Origin of the sequence: Sorangium sp. So ce385, assembly GCF_051474135.1 — a bacterium.
GTDB classification, from domain to species: domain Bacteria; phylum Myxococcota_A; class Polyangia; order Polyangiales; family Polyangiaceae; genus Sorangium; species Sorangium cellulosum_D.
On record NZ_CP150337.1, the window covers coordinates 13,065,727 to 13,080,611 of the forward strand.

11 protein-coding genes are annotated in these 14,885 nt (G+C 74.0%); 4 read left to right on the forward strand and 7 right to left on the reverse strand.

All coding sequences use genetic code 11. The features are described 5' to 3' along the window. Window positions 1-74 precede the first annotated feature (74 nt). Window positions 75-2,114 (reverse strand): hypothetical protein, encoded by a 2,040-nt coding sequence (locus WME83_RS47850; RefSeq protein WP_437316382.1) that lies wholly within the window; start codon window positions 2,112-2,114, stop codon window positions 75-77. Window positions 2,115-2,173: 59 nt separating this feature from the next. On the opposite strand from WME83_RS47850, the gene WME83_RS47855 reads away from it, so the two are divergent. Genes WME83_RS47855 through sdhB form a run of 3 tightly spaced genes read left to right on the forward strand, consistent with a single transcriptional unit; the run spans window position 2,174 to window position 5,853 of the window. Beyond that, entirely contained in the window at window positions 2,174-2,959 is a 786-nt protein-coding gene (locus WME83_RS47855) for a succinate dehydrogenase (RefSeq protein ID WP_437316383.1), read from the forward strand. Between the two features lie 55 nt (window positions 2,960-3,014). Next, complete coding sequence (gene sdhA, locus WME83_RS47860; protein WP_437316384.1) at window positions 3,015-5,030, forward strand: succinate dehydrogenase flavoprotein subunit; 2,016 nt, start codon at window positions 3,015-3,017, stop codon at window positions 5,028-5,030. Window position 5,031: 1 nt separating this feature from the next. Then, a complete protein-coding gene (gene sdhB / locus WME83_RS47865) occupies window positions 5,032-5,853 on the forward strand; it encodes a succinate dehydrogenase iron-sulfur subunit (protein WP_020741522.1) in 822 nt (273 codons plus the stop codon). Window positions 5,854-5,952: 99 nt separating this feature from the next. Here the strand turns inward: sdhB and WME83_RS47870 are convergent, their stop codons facing one another. The 6 genes from WME83_RS47870 to WME83_RS47895 form a co-directional block, all read right to left on the reverse strand. After that, the gene (locus tag WME83_RS47870) at window positions 5,953-6,537 is read right to left on the reverse strand and encodes a hypothetical protein (RefSeq protein WP_437316385.1); all 585 of its coding nucleotides are present in this window, start codon (window positions 6,535-6,537) and stop codon (window positions 5,953-5,955) included. A 36-nt stretch (window positions 6,538-6,573) separates the two neighbouring features. Continuing rightward, on the reverse strand, window positions 6,574-7,458 hold the full coding sequence (locus tag WME83_RS47875; protein WP_061623561.1) for a branched-chain amino acid ABC transporter permease: 885 nt from the start codon (window positions 7,456-7,458) through the stop codon (window positions 6,574-6,576). 54 nt (window positions 7,459-7,512) lie between these two features. Next, the gene (locus WME83_RS47880; protein WP_437316386.1) at window positions 7,513-8,712 is read right to left on the reverse strand and encodes an ABC transporter substrate-binding protein; all 1,200 of its coding nucleotides are present in this window, start codon (window positions 8,710-8,712) and stop codon (window positions 7,513-7,515) included. 354 nt (window positions 8,713-9,066) lie between these two features. Further along, a complete protein-coding gene (locus tag WME83_RS47885) occupies window positions 9,067-9,816 on the reverse strand; it encodes a TlyA family RNA methyltransferase (RefSeq protein ID WP_437316387.1) in 750 nt (249 codons plus the stop codon). Then, window positions 9,813-10,880 (reverse strand): ABC transporter substrate-binding protein, encoded by a 1,068-nt coding sequence (locus WME83_RS47890; protein ID WP_437316388.1) that lies wholly within the window; start codon window positions 10,878-10,880, stop codon window positions 9,813-9,815. The genes WME83_RS47885 and WME83_RS47890 overlap by 4 nt, the downstream gene beginning before the upstream one ends. Beyond that, on the reverse strand, window positions 10,873-12,042 hold the full coding sequence (locus tag WME83_RS47895; RefSeq protein ID WP_437316389.1) for a trypsin-like serine peptidase: 1,170 nt from the start codon (window positions 12,040-12,042) through the stop codon (window positions 10,873-10,875). Before WME83_RS47895 ends, WME83_RS47890 begins: the two co-directional genes overlap by 8 nt. Before the next feature lie 322 nt (window positions 12,043-12,364). Between WME83_RS47895 and WME83_RS47900 the strand changes: the two genes are divergently transcribed. After that, entirely contained in the window at window positions 12,365-14,881 is a 2,517-nt protein-coding gene (locus WME83_RS47900; protein ID WP_437316390.1) for a DNA internalization-related competence protein ComEC/Rec2, read from the forward strand. Window positions 14,882-14,885: the final 4 nt, after the last annotated feature.

A 14,885-nucleotide genomic window follows, 5' to 3' on the forward strand; every position in this document is an offset into this window, starting at 1 on the left:
CGGCGACCAGGCGCCGCCGGACGAGCGCGCGGCCGCGCGCGCCGGCCGCGCGCTCGTCCGGCGGCTCGCCCCGCTCATCGCGCCTTCTCGATCTCGCGGTAGCCGACCACCCTCGGCAGCACGCGCTTTCCGCCGAAGCCGGTCGCCGACGTCGTCCAGAGCTCCACCGTCGCGCTGCTCAGGGCGCTCGACGCCGCGAGGCGCCGCGCCTTCACCTCGGCCGGGTCCTCGGTGCCCGTCTTCGGCAGCCGCTGCACGCCGGCCCAGGCGAGGACGCCCGCGTCGCGCCCGAGCGCCGCCCAGAAGCTCGGCGGCGACGGGTGGGTGGCGAGCCACACCGCGAGCGCGGGCCCCGCGCCCGGCGCGCCCGCGGCGCCCGCGCCCGGCGGAGGCTGCGCGCCGGCGGGCGCCGCGACGAGCGGGAAGAGCCCCGCCGTGGCGACGAGCGACCCGGGCGGCGGCGGCACGGCCGCCTCGAAGCCGAGCGCGAGCGTCACCGCGCGCGGCGCGGCGCGGATCGCTTGCTCCGCGCACGGCGCGTCCCCGGCCAGGATGATCCCCCGGACGGCAGGCGGCCGGAGGGCGCGCGGATCGAAGGCCGCGTCGCACGGGAGCGCGAGCGCGACGCCGCGCTCGGCCAGCGCCGCCGGCGCGGCCCCGGCGGCGCCCGGCGCGGCTACGGCCCCAGGCGCCGCGCCCCCGGCGGCGCCCGCCGGCGCGGAGGGCGGCGCGGCGGCCGCGTCCTTCCGGGCGCCGGCGTCGCCGCCCACGAGCGCCACCGGCTTCGCGCCCCGCTCCGCGAGCGCGGCGGCCAGCACCTCGATGCCCCGCGCGGGCTCCTCGCCCACGACGAACACGAACGCGCCGTCGAGCGCCGCCGGCTCCGGCGGGTGGACGAGCAGCACGGGGATCGCGTTCGCCCGCGCGAACTTCGCCACCGCGGTCGCCTGCTCGCGATCGGAGCCGGCGATCAGCACCGCGGCGCCCTCGGCGGTGAGGCTGCTCAGCGCCTCGTCGACGCTGCCCTGGCCGCCGTCGTCGCGGCTCACGAGCCGCGCGTCCGACCCCGGCCTCAGCAGCCCGAGCCCGTGCGCCACGCCGGCCGCGATCTCGACGCCCCGCCGGCGCGACTCGGACGTGCGCGTCGACAGCAAGAGGCCCACCGTGGGCGGCTCGACGCGCGCCGTCCCCGCGCCGGCCGCGAGCTCCGAGATCGCGTCGCCCTGGTTGCCGAGCAGCGCGCCGGCCCGGTCGAGCAGCTCCTTCGCGAGCGCCACGTCGCGCCGCTCGCGGGCGACGATCGCGAGGCGCTCGGCGACCAGCGAGCGCAGGTCGACCTGCGGGTCCACCACCTCGCCGGCGGCCTCGCCGGCGCGCATCGCGGCGACGAGGTGCGCGATCGGCACCTTGCGCAGGAGCGCCCCGATCTGCGCCCGGATCGCGGCGCGGTCGTCGTCGTCCGCCTCGCGCAGCCAGACGCCCATCAGCTCGACCGCCTGCGTCCACGCGCCCGCCTCCATCGCGGCCGTCGTGACCTCCTCGTTGAGGAGCGAGCGGACGTACGCGTCGATGACCTTGCTCACCAGCGGGCGCAGCACCCCGAAGGCCGGCTTCGGCTTGCCGGCGCGCCGGAGCGCCGCGCCGCGGAGCACGCGCGCGAGGTCCCCGGTCGCGCCCGGCCCCTCGGCCTCGACCTCGGCCGCGAGCGCCTCGGCGCGGCGGAGGTCGCCTCGCTCCAGCGCGATCCACGCGAGGTGGGCGGTCGCGACGCGCGCGAGGTCGTCGCCCGCGTGGCGGCCGCGGAACGCGAGGAGCTCCGGCTCGAGCGCGATGCGCTCGGCGCGCGCGCCGCTCGCGAAGCGCGAGAGGATGCGGCGGAGCTCGGCCTGGGCCTCGGGCGACCCGCCGAGCGCCGGGCTCACCGCCTCGGCGCCGTCCGGCGCGCCGCAGCCGGCGCCGGCGGTCGCCGCGAGCGTGATCAGCGCCGCGATCGCGATCGCAGGCGCGCGGGCGAGGAGCGGCCGCGGTCGCCGCGCGGGGCGCCGCCCGGGCGCGCCGTCGGCCTTTGCGCCAAAGGAAGCGGAAAACCGGCCAGAATTGTCGACTGCGTTCACCTTGACGTCACCCGGGGCATCCCATACACCCGCCGCGCCCGCCTTCCATCGAGGTCAGCGTGTCCGAGGCAACCCCCGCGAGATCGCTCTTCCACAAGAGCCGCCGGTCCTTTCTCCTGCGCAAGCTGCATTCTCTCACCGGCGCCCTCCCCGTGGGCGGTTTCCTGCTCTTCCACTTCTGGACGAACGCGAAGGCGCTCCAGGGGCAGGAGCGGTTCGACGCGGCGGTCTCCGAGATCTCGCACATGCCGTACCTGCCGGTGCTCGAGATCGGGCTCGTCGTGCTGCCGCTCGCGTTCCACGCCCTCTACGGGGTCAAGCTGGTGCTCGAGGGCAAGCCGAACGTCGGCAGCTACACGTTCTCGCGCAACTGGATGTACACGATGCAGCGGGTCACGGGGGTGCTCGCGTTCGCGTTCATCGGGTTCCACCTCTGGCAGTACTGGGCGCAGAAGTGGCTGGGCCGGATGGCGCCCGAGGAGTTCTACCCGCGGCTGTGCGCCGACATGGCGTCGACCGTGGGCGGCGTCCCGGTGATCGCGCTCGTCTACATCTTCGGCATCGCGGCGAGCGTGTTCCACTTCGCCAACGGCCTCTGGGGCTTCTGCTTCTCGTGGGGGGTCACCGTGTCGCGCCGGGCGCAGCGGATGGCCGCGGTGGTCTTCGGCGTGGTGGGCCTCGCGGCCTTCGTGCTCGGCGCCAACACGGTGATCTACTTCGCGACCGGCGCGCCGTTCCCCGGGACGCCGAGCCCCGCCGCCGAGGGGGCGCGCACGTGCGCCGAGATCGCGTCGTCCACCGGCGGGCCCGGGCGCGCGTCGCTGGCCGCGCCGGCCTCGCACTGACCATCGTATCGGCCGCGCCCGGGTGGCAGCGGCGCGGGAGCATCGGGATCGAAACATGGCCGCGAAGAGCACGACGAGGAGCGAGGGGGGGAAGGTTCGGCGCGTGATCGTCGTCGGGGGCGGGCTCGCCGGCCTGATGACGGTGATCAAGCTGTGCGAGGCGAAGGTCCCGGTCGACCTGATCTCCCTCGTGCCGGTGAAGCGCTCGCACTCGGTGTGCGCGCAGGGCGGCATCAACGCCTCGGTGAACACGAAGGGGGAGGGGGACAGCCCCCAGGTGCACCTCGAGGAGACCGCCTACGGCGGTGACTTCCTCGCGAACCAGCCGCCGATCAAGGGGATGGCCGAGGCCGCGCCCGGCATCGTGCACATGCTCGATCGCATGGGCGTGCCGTTCAACCGGACGCCCGAGGGCCTGCTCGATTTCCGCCGGTTCGGCGGCACGCTGTACCACCGCACGGCGTTCGCGGGCGCGACGACGGGGCAGCAGCTGCTCTACGCGCTCGACGAGCAGGTCCGGCGGTTCGAGCTCGCCGACGTGATCGACGAGCACGGCGTGGCGATCCCGGGCGAGAAGATGGTCCGGAAGCACGAGTTCTGGGACTTCATCGAGGCGATCCTCGACGACTCCGGCACGTGCGTCGGCTGCGTCGCGCAGGACCTGAAGACGATGCAGATCCGCGCGTTCACCGGCGACGCGGTCGTGCTCGCGACGGGCGGCTGCGGCATCGTCTTCGGCCGCTCCACGCTGAGCGTCATCTGCACGGGGACGGCGGCGTCGGCGGTCTACCAGCAGGGCGCGGTGTACGCGAACGGCGAGTTCATCCAGGTGCACCCGACGGCGATCCCGGGCGCCGACAAGCTGCGGCTCATCTCGGAGAGCGCGCGCGGCGAGGGCGGCCGCGTCTGGGTGCCGAAGGACAAGAGCGACGCGCGGAGCCCGCGGGACATCCCCGAGAGGGAGCGCGACTACGTCCTCGAGCGGCTGTACCCCGGCTACGGCAACCTCGTCCCGCGGGACATCGCGTCGCGCGCGATCTTCCGGACGTGCTTCCACGAGGGGCGCGGCATCTTCAACGCCGCGACGGGCCGGAACGAGAACGAGGTCTACCTCGACCTGACGCACAAGGACGAGAAGTTCCTCCGGGCGAAGCTCGCGGGCATCCTCGAGATCTACGAGAAGTTCGCGGGCACCGACCCGTACAAGAACCCGATGAAGGTCTTCCCGGCGGTCCATTACTCGATGGGCGGCCTGTGGGTCGACTACGAGGCGGACGCGCGTGGCTCGCTCAAGGCGGGGTCGCCGCGCAACCACGCGACGAGCATCCCGGGCCTCTACGCGGTGGGCGAGGTGGACTACCAGTACCACGGGGCCAACCGGCTCGGCGCCAACTCGCTGCTCTCGTGCATCTACGGCGGCCTGGTGTGCGGTCCTGCGGTCGCGAGCTACCAGCGGAGCATCAAGCGGAGCGCCCTGGACCTGCCGCGCTCGATCTTCGACAAGGCCGAGAAGCGCGCCGAGGCCGACTACCAGCGCATCCTGACGCAGAACCAGGACGCGAAGCAGCCGGAGAACGCGTACCGGCTGCACCAGGAGCTCGGCGAGACGATGCTGCGCGACTGCACGATCGAGCGCGACAACGCCACGCTCGACCGGGTGCTCGAGAAGCTCGGCGAGCTCGAGGAGCGGGCGGGGCGGATCAAGAGCACGGACACGGCCCCGCGGGTGAACCAGGGGGCGCAGTTCGTGCGGCACCTCGAGAACATGCTGGTGCTCGCGCGGGTCATCGCGCAGGGGGCGAGGAACCGCGACGAGTCGCGCGGGGCGCACTACAAGCCGGAGTTCCCGGCGCGGAACGACGCCGAGTGGCAGCGCACGACGCTGGCGCGCCACGAGGAGAAGGGCGCCGTGAGGTTCATCCGCGCGTTCGACTACGCGTGCGCCGGCCAGTCGATCCACGTGACCGACGCGGTGGACACGTCGCTGGTGGCGCCGCGGGAGCGCAAGTACGAGCAGGCGGGCGCGGCGAGCGCGCAGGCGACGGGGAAGCTGTCGCAGAAGAGCGTGTAGGATGGCCAAGGCGAGCGGAGACAAGGCGAACGGGGCGGCGGCGCCGGCCGAGGCGCGGGGCGAGGGCCGGCTGGTGCACCTGCGCGTGCGGCGGCAGGACACCGCGGATCGCCCGGAGACGCGGCGCTGGGAGGAGTTCAAGGTCCCCTACCTGCCGCAGATGAACGTCATCAGCGCGCTGCAGCAGGTCCAGCGGGATCCGCGGACCGTGGACGGCAAGGAGGTGGCGCCGGTCGTCTGGGAGGCGGTGTGCCTGGAGGAGGTGTGCGGCTCGTGCACGATGGTGATCAACGGCCGTGTCCGACAGGCCTGCTCGGCGCTCATCGATCAGATCGCGCCGAAGGGCGAGGTGATCACGCTGGAGCCGATGTCCAAGTTCCCGCTGGTGCGCGACCTGCTCGTGGACCGGAGCCGGATGTTCGAGGACATGAAGCGGGTCCGCGCGTGGATCGACATCGACGGCACGCACGAGCTCGGCCCGGGTCCGCGCGAGTCGCCGGAGCGGCAGGAGGAGCGGTATCCGCTCTCCCGCTGCATGACGTGCGGTTGCTGTGTCGAGGCGTGCCCGCAGTACAATGATGGGACGAAGTTCGTCGGCGCCTTCGCGATCAACCTGGTGCGGCTCTACAACATGCACCCTTCCGGGGCGATGCACGCGGGCGAGCGCCTGGAATCGGTGATGGGCGAGGGCGGGATCACCGATTGCGGCAAATCGCAGAACTGCGTCGAGGTGTGCCCGAAGGAGATCCCGCTCGTCGACTCGCTCGCGACGGTCGCCCGCGACACCACCAAGCGAATGCTGTTTGGGTGGTTGCTGAAGTGAGCTCGCGAGCTCGTTGATCCATCGTCGCCCCTGATCCCTGACCGCGGTAGGTCCCCGGAGCCCCCGCTCGGCGCACGGAGAGCCGATGTCCGAGCGGGATCAGGGAAACGGCGCCCCCGCCCCGAACCCGAGCCCGCTCCCGAACCCGAGCCCGCTCCCGAACCCCACCCCCACCGGCTCCGTCGTCGTCTGCCGCTCCAGCTTGCGGATGCGCAGCCCGAGCAGGTGCGTGACCAGCGTGCAGGTCTGGTGCGCCCGCGGCGTCACGCCGCACCCCAGCCAGACGCCGAACGGCTCCCGCTCGCCCTCCTCGACGTAGCGGATCACCGCGCCGCTCTGGGCGACCGTGAGCCACGCGCTCGCCTCGCCCGGCAGCGACGCGTGCAGCACGCCGATCTGGCCCAGCGGGTCGTCGTTCGGGCCGATGACCCGGCCGTCCGGCTCGAGCAACGCCAGCGGCTCGGCCTCCAGGCCGAACACCCGCCCGCCGCGATCCACGTTGAGCTGGTGCTCGCCGTTCACGAGGATCTTGCCGTCGGGCAGGACGTCGACCGCGAGGTTTCCGTGCACCCAGCGCGCGCGCGGGATGTCGAGCAGCGCGCCGCCGCGGGCCCAGTTGGCCGGGGGCGCCGCGGTGCACGCCGCGAGCAGCGAGAGCGGCACGACGAGAGCGAGGCGTCGCATGCGCCGAGCATACCGCAGCGGCGCGCCGGCGCAGCGTTACACCTTCTCGGTCCCCGTCGTGCCGAGCAGCCCCGTCGGCTTCACGAGGAGCACCCCGATCAGCACCGCGAACACGAGGACGTCCTGCAGGCCCGAGTAGGGCGTGAGCTTCGTCATCTCGCCGATGATCCCGATCAGCATGCCCCCGAGCATCGCGCCCGTGATGTTGCCGATGCCGCCGATGACCGCCGCCACGAAGGCCCGATTGCCGATCACCACGCCCATCGTGGGATACACCTGCGACTGATCCAGGCAGTAGAGCACCGCACCCACCGCCGCGAGCATCGAGCCCGTGACGAAGGTCAGCGCGATGATGCGGCTCGTGCGGATGCCCATCAGCCGGGCGGCCTCGACGTTCACGCTGAGCGCGCGCATCGCCTTGCCCGTCCAGGTGCGCCGCACGAGCAGCTCCAGGCCGATCATCACGAGGATCGACGTGACGAAGATCACCTTGCGCGTGTGCTCGATCGGCAAGAGCTGCGGATATCCGCGGTAGCGCGCGGTGAAGAGGAGCTGCGCCAGGTTCTGGAGGAGGACGCTCATCCCGAGCGCCGTGACCAGCGGCGTGATCCGGGTGTTGGCGAGGCCGCGCCCCCGGGATCGCAGCGGCGCATAGGCCACCCGCTCGACCAGGACCCCGAGCGCGCCCGCGAACGCCATCGCGCAGAGGGTGCCGGCCACGCCCGCGAACAGCGGCGCGTCCTGGCCGCCGAACGCCGCAATCCCGAACAGCCCGGCGAAGGCGCCCATCATGAACACCTCGCTATGAGCGAAGTTGATGAGCTTGAGGATGCCGTAAACCATCGTGTAGCCGAGGGCGACGAGGGCGATCATCGACCCCTGGGCGAGCCCCGTGATCAGGGCATTCACGATCTTCTCCATGGAGACCCCTTCACACGCGCGCGGGGTGTGGACCCCGCGCGCGCGGCACGACCACTACTGCTTCGCGGACTTCTCGTTGACCGTCGCGTAGTAGGTAAACTGCTTGTCCTTGATCCGGACAATCACGACCGGCTTGTCCGCGTTGCGGTTCTCATCGATGGTGATGACCCCCGTCGCGCCCTGGAACCCCTTGGTGTCCTGGATGGCCTGCCGGATGGCGTCCGGCGTCATCTCCTTGGCGCGGCCCATCGCGTCCGCGAGCAGCCTGGCCGCGTCGTAGGCCTGGGCGGCGATGCTCGACGGCGTGCGCTTGTACCGCTCCTGGTACTTCTTCACGAACGCCTGCGAGTTGGGCCAGGGGACGTCCGGCGCGTAGTGGTTCGTGAAGTACGCGCCGTCGAGCTCCTCCGCGGCGTCGCGCAAGAGCTCGTTCGCGTCCCACCCGTCGGTGCCGACGAACATGCTGCCCGGCACGCCCGCGGCCTTGGCCTGCCGCGCGATCGGGGCCATCGAGGTGTAATAGATCGGCGCGTAGATCATCTCCGGGTTCGCCGACTTGAGCTCGTTGATGTACGTCGTGAAGTTGGTCTCCTTCTTGAGGAAGCTCTTCTCCATGACGATCTCCCCGCCGAGGCGCTTCACCTCGGCGCGGAACTCGTTGGCGAGGCCCGAGGAGTAGAGATCGTCGGAGGCGAAGAGGAGGCCGACCTTCTTCTTGCCGAGCGTGTTCACGATGAACTGCGCGCCCATCTGGCCCTGCACGTCGTCCGTGAAACAGGCGCGGAACACGAAGGGGCCGACCTTCGTCACGTCCGGGTTCGTGGACGACGGCGAGATCATCGGCACCTTCTTCTTGTTCGCGACGATGCCGCCGGCGCGCGAGCGGGACGAGGCGACCTCGCCGAGGAGGGCGAGCACGTGATCCCGGTCGATCAGCTGCAGGACCTTGTTGGTCGCCTCCTCGGGCTTCGACTTGTTGTCCTCGTAGAGGACGTTGATCGGCTTGCCCTTGACCCCGCCCGCCTTGTTGATCTCGTCGATGGCGAGGTCGATGCCCTCCTTCGAGTCGACGCCGAACGCCGTCTCCTCGCCCGAGAGGCTGAAGTAGGCGCCGACCTTCCACTCGGGGTCGTCCTTGGCGTGCTTGGCCGGGTCGCCGCCCGAGCCCTCGCTCTTCTTGCCGCACCCGAGCGCCATCGCGCTCAGCGCGAGCGCCCCGGCGATCATCCTCACCAAACCCCGTCGTCCGAGCATGCTGTCGTCCTCCCTGTCGCCGGGCCGCCTCGCGTGTGGGTCCGCCCGCCGGTGGCCATGGCCGCCCACGCAGCGGCCCAGAGCGCGTGTACTCATCGCGTCTACCATTGTCTACGCGGCACGTCAGCTATCTCCGGCCGCGCCGCGCTCGGCGCCGGGCCTCTTAAGTGTTCGATTCTCCACGGATTCCGCCGGTCGAGCCCGCCGCCGGCCCGCGCGGCGCCGGGGCTGACGCAGCCGGCTGCCGCGGCGCGCCGCGCGGCGCGCAGCACGCCAGGCGGCGCGGCGCGCCTCGCGGGGCGCAGCACGCCAGGCGGCGCGGCGCGCCTCGCGGGGCCGCTGCAGTCGGCGCGGCTAGCCGGCGCGGCGCGCGTGGACGAAGTGCTCGACGTTCCCCTTCGGCCCGCGCACCGCGCTGTCGACCTCCCCGACGACGGAGAAGCCCGCGGCCTCGATGGCCTGGCGCGCCTCGGCGATCGCCGCGAGGCGGGTCGCCTCGTCGCGGATGACGCCGCGCCCGCGGGCGGCGGCCTCGCGGCCCGCCTCGAACTGCGGCTTGATCAGCGCGACGAGATCGCCGGCGGGGCGGAGCAGGCGGGCGATCGCGTCGATGAGCCGGGAGATGCTGATGAAGGACGCGTCGACCACCACGAGATCGATGGGGCAGTCGAAGTCCTCGCGCCGGAGCTCGCGCGCGTTGACCCGATCGCGCACCTCGACGCGGGGATCGGCGCGGAGCTTGCTGGCGAGCTGGCCGTAGCCGACGTCGACCGCGAACACCCGCGCCGCGCCGCGCTGGAGCAGGCAGTCGGTGAAGCCGCCGGTCGAGGCGCCGACGTCGACGCAGGTCTTCCCGGCGACGTCGAGGCCGTGCTGCGCCGCGAACGCGGCGAGCGCGTGCTCGAGCTTGTCGCCGCCGCGCGAGACGAACCGGGGGCCGGACGCGACGTGGACCTCGGCGTCCTCCGGGAGCAGCGTGCCCGGCTTGTCGATGCGGCGCGGCCCCGAGGTGACCTTGCCGGCCATGATCAGCGCCTGCGCCTCGGTGCGCGAGGCGACGAGCTTCCGGGCGACGAGCAGCGCGTCGGCGCGGACGCGGGTCACGGCGCCCCCGCCGGCGAAGGGGGAACGGGGCCCGCGCCGCCGCCCCGGGCGGCGGGGGCGGCCGTCGCGTCGGAGAGCGAGAGCGCGTCGCCGTGGAGCGCCCGGGCGACCTCGGCGAGCCCGTCGCCGATGCGCGGCCCCGGGCGCAGCACGGCGTCGGTGCGGAGCGGGCGCACGCGCCCCTCGCGCACGGCGCGCAGGGATCTCCAGCCGGGCGCGTCCCGGAGCATCGCCAGCCTGGGGGCGCCTTGCGCGCGCGACGGGTCAGCGCCGTCAGCGCCGTCCGCGCCGATCGTGCCGTCGAGCAGCACGTCGGGATCCAGCGCGAGCAGGTGCTCGACGCTGATCGACGGATAGGCGCCGCCGCGGGCGATCGCGTTCTCGCCGCCGGCGAGCCGGATGAGCTCATCGGCGAAGCTGCCGGGACCCGCGGCGAAGATGGGCGAGGTGTCGAACAGCAGGGCGACCCGGACGCGCGGTCGCCCCTTCACGGCCTGCTCGACCTCCTGGCGGCGGGCGCGGAGCCGGGCGATCGCCTGCTCGGCGCCGGGGGCCGCGTCGAGCCGCCGGCCGAGCTCCGCGAGCATCTCCTCGATCTGGGCGAGCGACTCGGTCTCGGGGAAGCACGTCGCGATCCCGTGCCCGCGCAGCGCCTCTTCCAGCGCCGGCCCCGCGGGGCCGCGGGCGCCGACGACGAGGGTCGGCGAGAGCGCGATGATCGCCTCGATGCTCGGATCGGCGTAGCCGCCGACGCTGGGCAGGCGGAGCACCTCGGGCGGGTGGTCGCAGTGGCGGGAGCGGCCGACGAGCGCCGCGCCGGCCCCGATCGCGCAGACCGCCTCCGTGGTGCTGGGCGACAGGGAGACGACGCGCGCGCCGCCCTGCGCCGCCGGGGCCCGGCGCCCGCACGCCGCGAGCGCGACCGCCGCGAGCGCGGCGAGCGCGGCCCGCCGCGGGAGCGCGGCTCCGTGCGGGAGCGCGGCTCGCTGCGAGAACGCGGCTCCCTGCGAGAGCGCGGCGCCCCGCGCGCGGGGCGTCGACGATGAGCGCCGCCCTTCAGCCAAGCCGATCCCGACTGCGGCGCCGCCGCAGGCTCGCCACCGCGCCCAGGCCCGCCGCGCCGAGCAGCCAGGGGACCGGCTTCGTCGGATCAGGCCTCGGCTGGATGCTGCAGGACCCGGCGGACGCCGCGTCCTCCCCGTCTGCTTCGCCGTCGTCCTCGGGCGGCGGCTCCGGGAGCTTCGCGCAGAAGCCGAGCTCGTCGTTGCAGCTGTAGCCGCTCGGGCACGTCGCGATCTCGTTGCAGGGGCGGGTGCAGTAGCCGTCGAGGCACGCGTTCGTCGAGCACTGCTCCGGCTGCTCGCAGGCGCCCCCGATCTCCGCCGCGTAGATCGGATCGGTGGGGTAGCCGGTCGCCCAGCGGGGCGCCGCGTAGCCTCCGACGTCGGCGGCATGCACGGTCGCCTCTTTAATCCATTCCGCCCAGCCGTACACATAGCCGTAGATCGGGTACTCGCAGCCCTCGGCCCCGCGCGAGGTCACGCCGATCACCCGGTGCATCAGGTCGAGGCTGGGGCCGCCCGAGTCCCCCTCGCAGATGCCCGTGTCCCCGACCCACTCGGTCGGCTTTACCACGGACGCCGGGCAGCCGTCGGCCACGCAATCGATGAAGAGGTTGTCGCGGCGCCGCCGCAGGCCCGCGCCGGTGCTCAAGTCGTTCGTCGCGCCGAAGCCGACCGCGTAGTACTCCTCGCCCCTCTTCAGGGGTACGTCGACGCGCGGGACGAGCGGCACGGCTTCGCTCTCCGGGATCAGCTCGTCCAGGATCAGGATCGCCTGGTCGTTGCCGCAGAAGCTGTCCGCTTCCGTGCCGGGGAGCAGCACGATCTCGCTGCCGCCGTAGTAGCGCGAGGACTCGCCGATCTCCGCGTCGGTCGTCACGAAGATCCGCCGCGCCAGGTGCGTGTCCGTGAACTTGGTGCTCCGGCAGGTGATCTGGCCGTCCAGCTCATTGGCCATGTCCGATACGCAGTGCCGGGCCGTCAGCACCACGTTCGGGGCGATCAGGCTGCCGGTGCAGATCGCGCCGATCTCGGCGTTGTAGATGCCCACGACGGCCCTGTCGCCGTCGTCCAGGTAACCGTCCTGGATGGCGTCGCGCGCCTCTCCGGTCTCATCAGGGAGCTCCTCCAGGGCCGAGCTGCACGCCGTAGCAGCGAGTCCCAAGGCAAGAATCAAGGCGACTCTGGGCGACCAAAACGACATCGCTAGCCTCCAAGTACTGCAATGTAGGTGCGAGCCGTGAGGCGACGCGCCGAGCCGATGATTCTAGAGGGGAATGTGCGGTCATGCACGCGCGCCACGCGCGTTGAACGACTCGTCTCGTTGCATGCCCTACATCAAGAGACCGTCCCGGAGCCCTTGCAGGGTCGTCAGGGTACCGGCGTCCCCCGGATCCGCCATGGCGGCGCCAGGGACCTGGCGGCCCTATCCACCGTGAAAAGCCGCGGAAACGTGCGCGGCCCGGGTGTTGCGGGGCGGTGCGGCCGTGATCGATCCGGTCCTGCTCTTCGGGCTCGCGCTCGCCGCGGGCGCCCCGCTCGCCCTCGCCCCGATCCCCACCGCGCTCGGCGCGGCGCTCGCCGCGGCGGCGCTCCACCGCCGGGCCGGCCGCGCGGCGCTCGCCGCCGCCGCGGTCGCGCTCGCCGTCAGCGGCCTCCGCGCCCGCGCGCTGCTCGACGACGCGAGCGGCCTCTACGACGGCGCCGCCGCGCTGCTGCAGCCGCCGGCGCGCTGCGAGGTGACGGCCGCGGTCGTCACCTCGCCGGTCGTGGTCGGGACGGCGCAGCGGCGCTCCGACGAGGCCGGTGAGGCGCCGAGCGCGCGCGTCGATGTGGAGCTCACCGGTGGCACGTGCGGCGGGCGGGCGCTGCCGGGACCGCTCCGGGCGCGCCTCTACGGAGCGCCGCTGGAGCTCGCGCGGGGCGACCGGATCGAGGTCGTCGTCGACCTCGCGCCGATCCACCTGTTCCGCAACGAGGGGCTCCGGGACGCGACCGCCGCGATCGCGCGGAGCGGGATCGTCGCGAGCGGGACGATCGTCGACGCGCGGCGGACGCTGTCGGGGCGCTCGATCGGGGCGGCGGTCGACCGCGCGCGGGCCGCGGTGCGGGCGCGCATCGAGGCCACGTTCCACCCCGACGCGGCCGCGCTCGGGCGCGCGCTCGTGCTCGGCGAGACCGACCTCACGCCCGAGGACCAGGACGCCTTCCGCGAGAGCGGACTCGCCCACCTGCTCGCGGTCTCGGGGACGCACCTGATCCTCGCGGTGGCGGGCTTCGCCGCGGTCCTGCGCGCGATCCTCGTCCGCGTCGGCCCGATCGCGGCGCGGTGGGACGCGGGCCGCATCACCGCGGCGCTGTGCGTGCCGGCCGCGTGGCTCTACGCCGACTTCGCCGGCGGCGGCGGATCGGCCATGCGCGCGGCGGCGATGCTCAGCTGCGCCATGGGCGCCCGGCTCCTGGGCCTCCGCCCGGTGGGCGTCCGCAACTTCGCCCTGTCGCTCGCGGGCGCCGCCGCCGTCGATCCGCTGATCGCGTGCGATCTCTCGTTCGGCCTCTCCGCGGCCGCGACCGCCGGGCTGCTCTGGCTGCAGCGGCCGCTCGCCGCGCTGCTCGTCCCCGGCGAGCGAGGGCGCGAGGACGGCGGCGGTCCGGAGCGCGGTCCGCTCGACGCGTCGCCGCGGGCCCTCGCGCGCCGGCTCCTCGCGCCGCTGGCGACGACGCTCGCCGCCATGTTCGGGTGCGCGCCGCTGCTGCTCATGAACGGCGAGACGTTCCCGCTGCTCGGCGTGGCGGCGAACGTGGTGGCCGCGCCGATCGGCGAGCTGGCGGCGCTCCCGTTCTGCCTCGCGCACGCGGTGCTCTCGTGGGCGCCGCCGGTCGAGCGCGGGTGCGCGCTCGTCGGGTCGGGCGCGCTGCTCGCGGTGCGCGCCGTCGCCCGCGCCTCGGCGGAGACCGGCGTGGTGCTGCGCCTGCCCGAGCCGTCGCCCGCCCAGCTGGCCGCGCTCGCCGCCGCGATCGCGCTCGCGTGGGCCGCGGAGCGCCGCGGCCGCCGGCTCGCCGCGCTCGCGGCCGGCGCCGCCGCGTGGCTCGCGCTCGAGGTCGTCGCCGTGCGCGCCGGCGCGCCGCGCGGCGTGCTGCGCGTCAACGTCCTCGACGTGGGGCAGGGCGACGCCATCCTCATCGACCTGCCCGAGGGCGGCGCGATGCTCGTCGACGCGGGCGGCTTCGTGGGCAGCCCGGTCGATCCGGGGGCGCGCGTCCTCCGGCCGCTCCTGCGATCGCGCCGCCGCGCGCGCCTCGACGCGATCGTCCTGTCGCACCCGCACCCGGACCACTTCGGCGGCCTGCCCGCCGTGGTCGAGGGCGTGGAGGTCGGCGAGCTCTGGGACACCGGCCAGGGCGAGGCCGAGGGCGCGGGCCCGGTGTACGCCAGGCTGCTCTCGGACCTGCGCCGGCGCGGCGTGCCCGTCGTGCGGCCCGCCTCGCTGTGCGGCAGGCCGCGGGTGCTCTCGGGGGCGACGATCGAGGTGCTCGCGCCGTGCCCCGAGCTCCACCCGGACCGGGGCGCCAACGACAACTCGTTCGTCCTGCGCATCACCTACGGGGCTCGCTCCGCGCTGCTCGTGGGCGACGCGGAGCACGAGGCCGAGGACGCGCTCGTTTCGCGCCACGGCGCCGCGCTCCGCGCCGATCTGCTCAAGGTGGGGCACCACGGCAGCCGGACCTCGACCGGCGCGGCGCTCCTCGAGGCCGTCGACCCCTCGGTCGCCGCCGTGTCCTGCGGCGTCCGCAACCGCTTCGGGCACCCGAGCCCCGAGGTGCTCTCCCGCCTGTCGGCCCGGGGCGTGGCGATCGCGCGCATGGACCGCGGCGGCGCCCTGGTCTGGGAGACCGACGGCGAGCGCGTCCTCTGGTCCCGCCCGGGCCGGCCGCCGAGCCCGGCCCCGGGCTCCGGACGGCGCCGTTCGCCGCCCGTGTCCTTGCGCCTGGACGCCCCCTGAGGGA

Excerpts from the sequence above, each read along its gene's own strand:
- WME83_RS47880 (WP_437316386.1), bottom strand. The coding sequence starts at position 8,712 with ATGCTCGGACGACGGGGTTTGGTGAGGATGATCGCCGGGGCGCTCGCG.
- sdhA (WP_437316384.1), top strand. The coding sequence starts at position 3,015 with ATGGCCGCGAAGAGCACGACGAGGAGCGAGGGGGGGAAGGTTCGGCGC.
- WME83_RS47875 (WP_061623561.1), bottom strand. The coding sequence starts at position 7,458 with ATGGAGAAGATCGTGAATGCCCTGATCACGGGGCTCGCCCAGGGGTCG.
- sdhB (WP_020741522.1), top strand. The coding sequence starts at position 5,032 with ATGGCCAAGGCGAGCGGAGACAAGGCGAACGGGGCGGCGGCGCCGGCC.
- WME83_RS47870 (WP_437316385.1), bottom strand. The coding sequence starts at position 6,537 with ATGCGACGCCTCGCTCTCGTCGTGCCGCTCTCGCTGCTCGCGGCGTGC.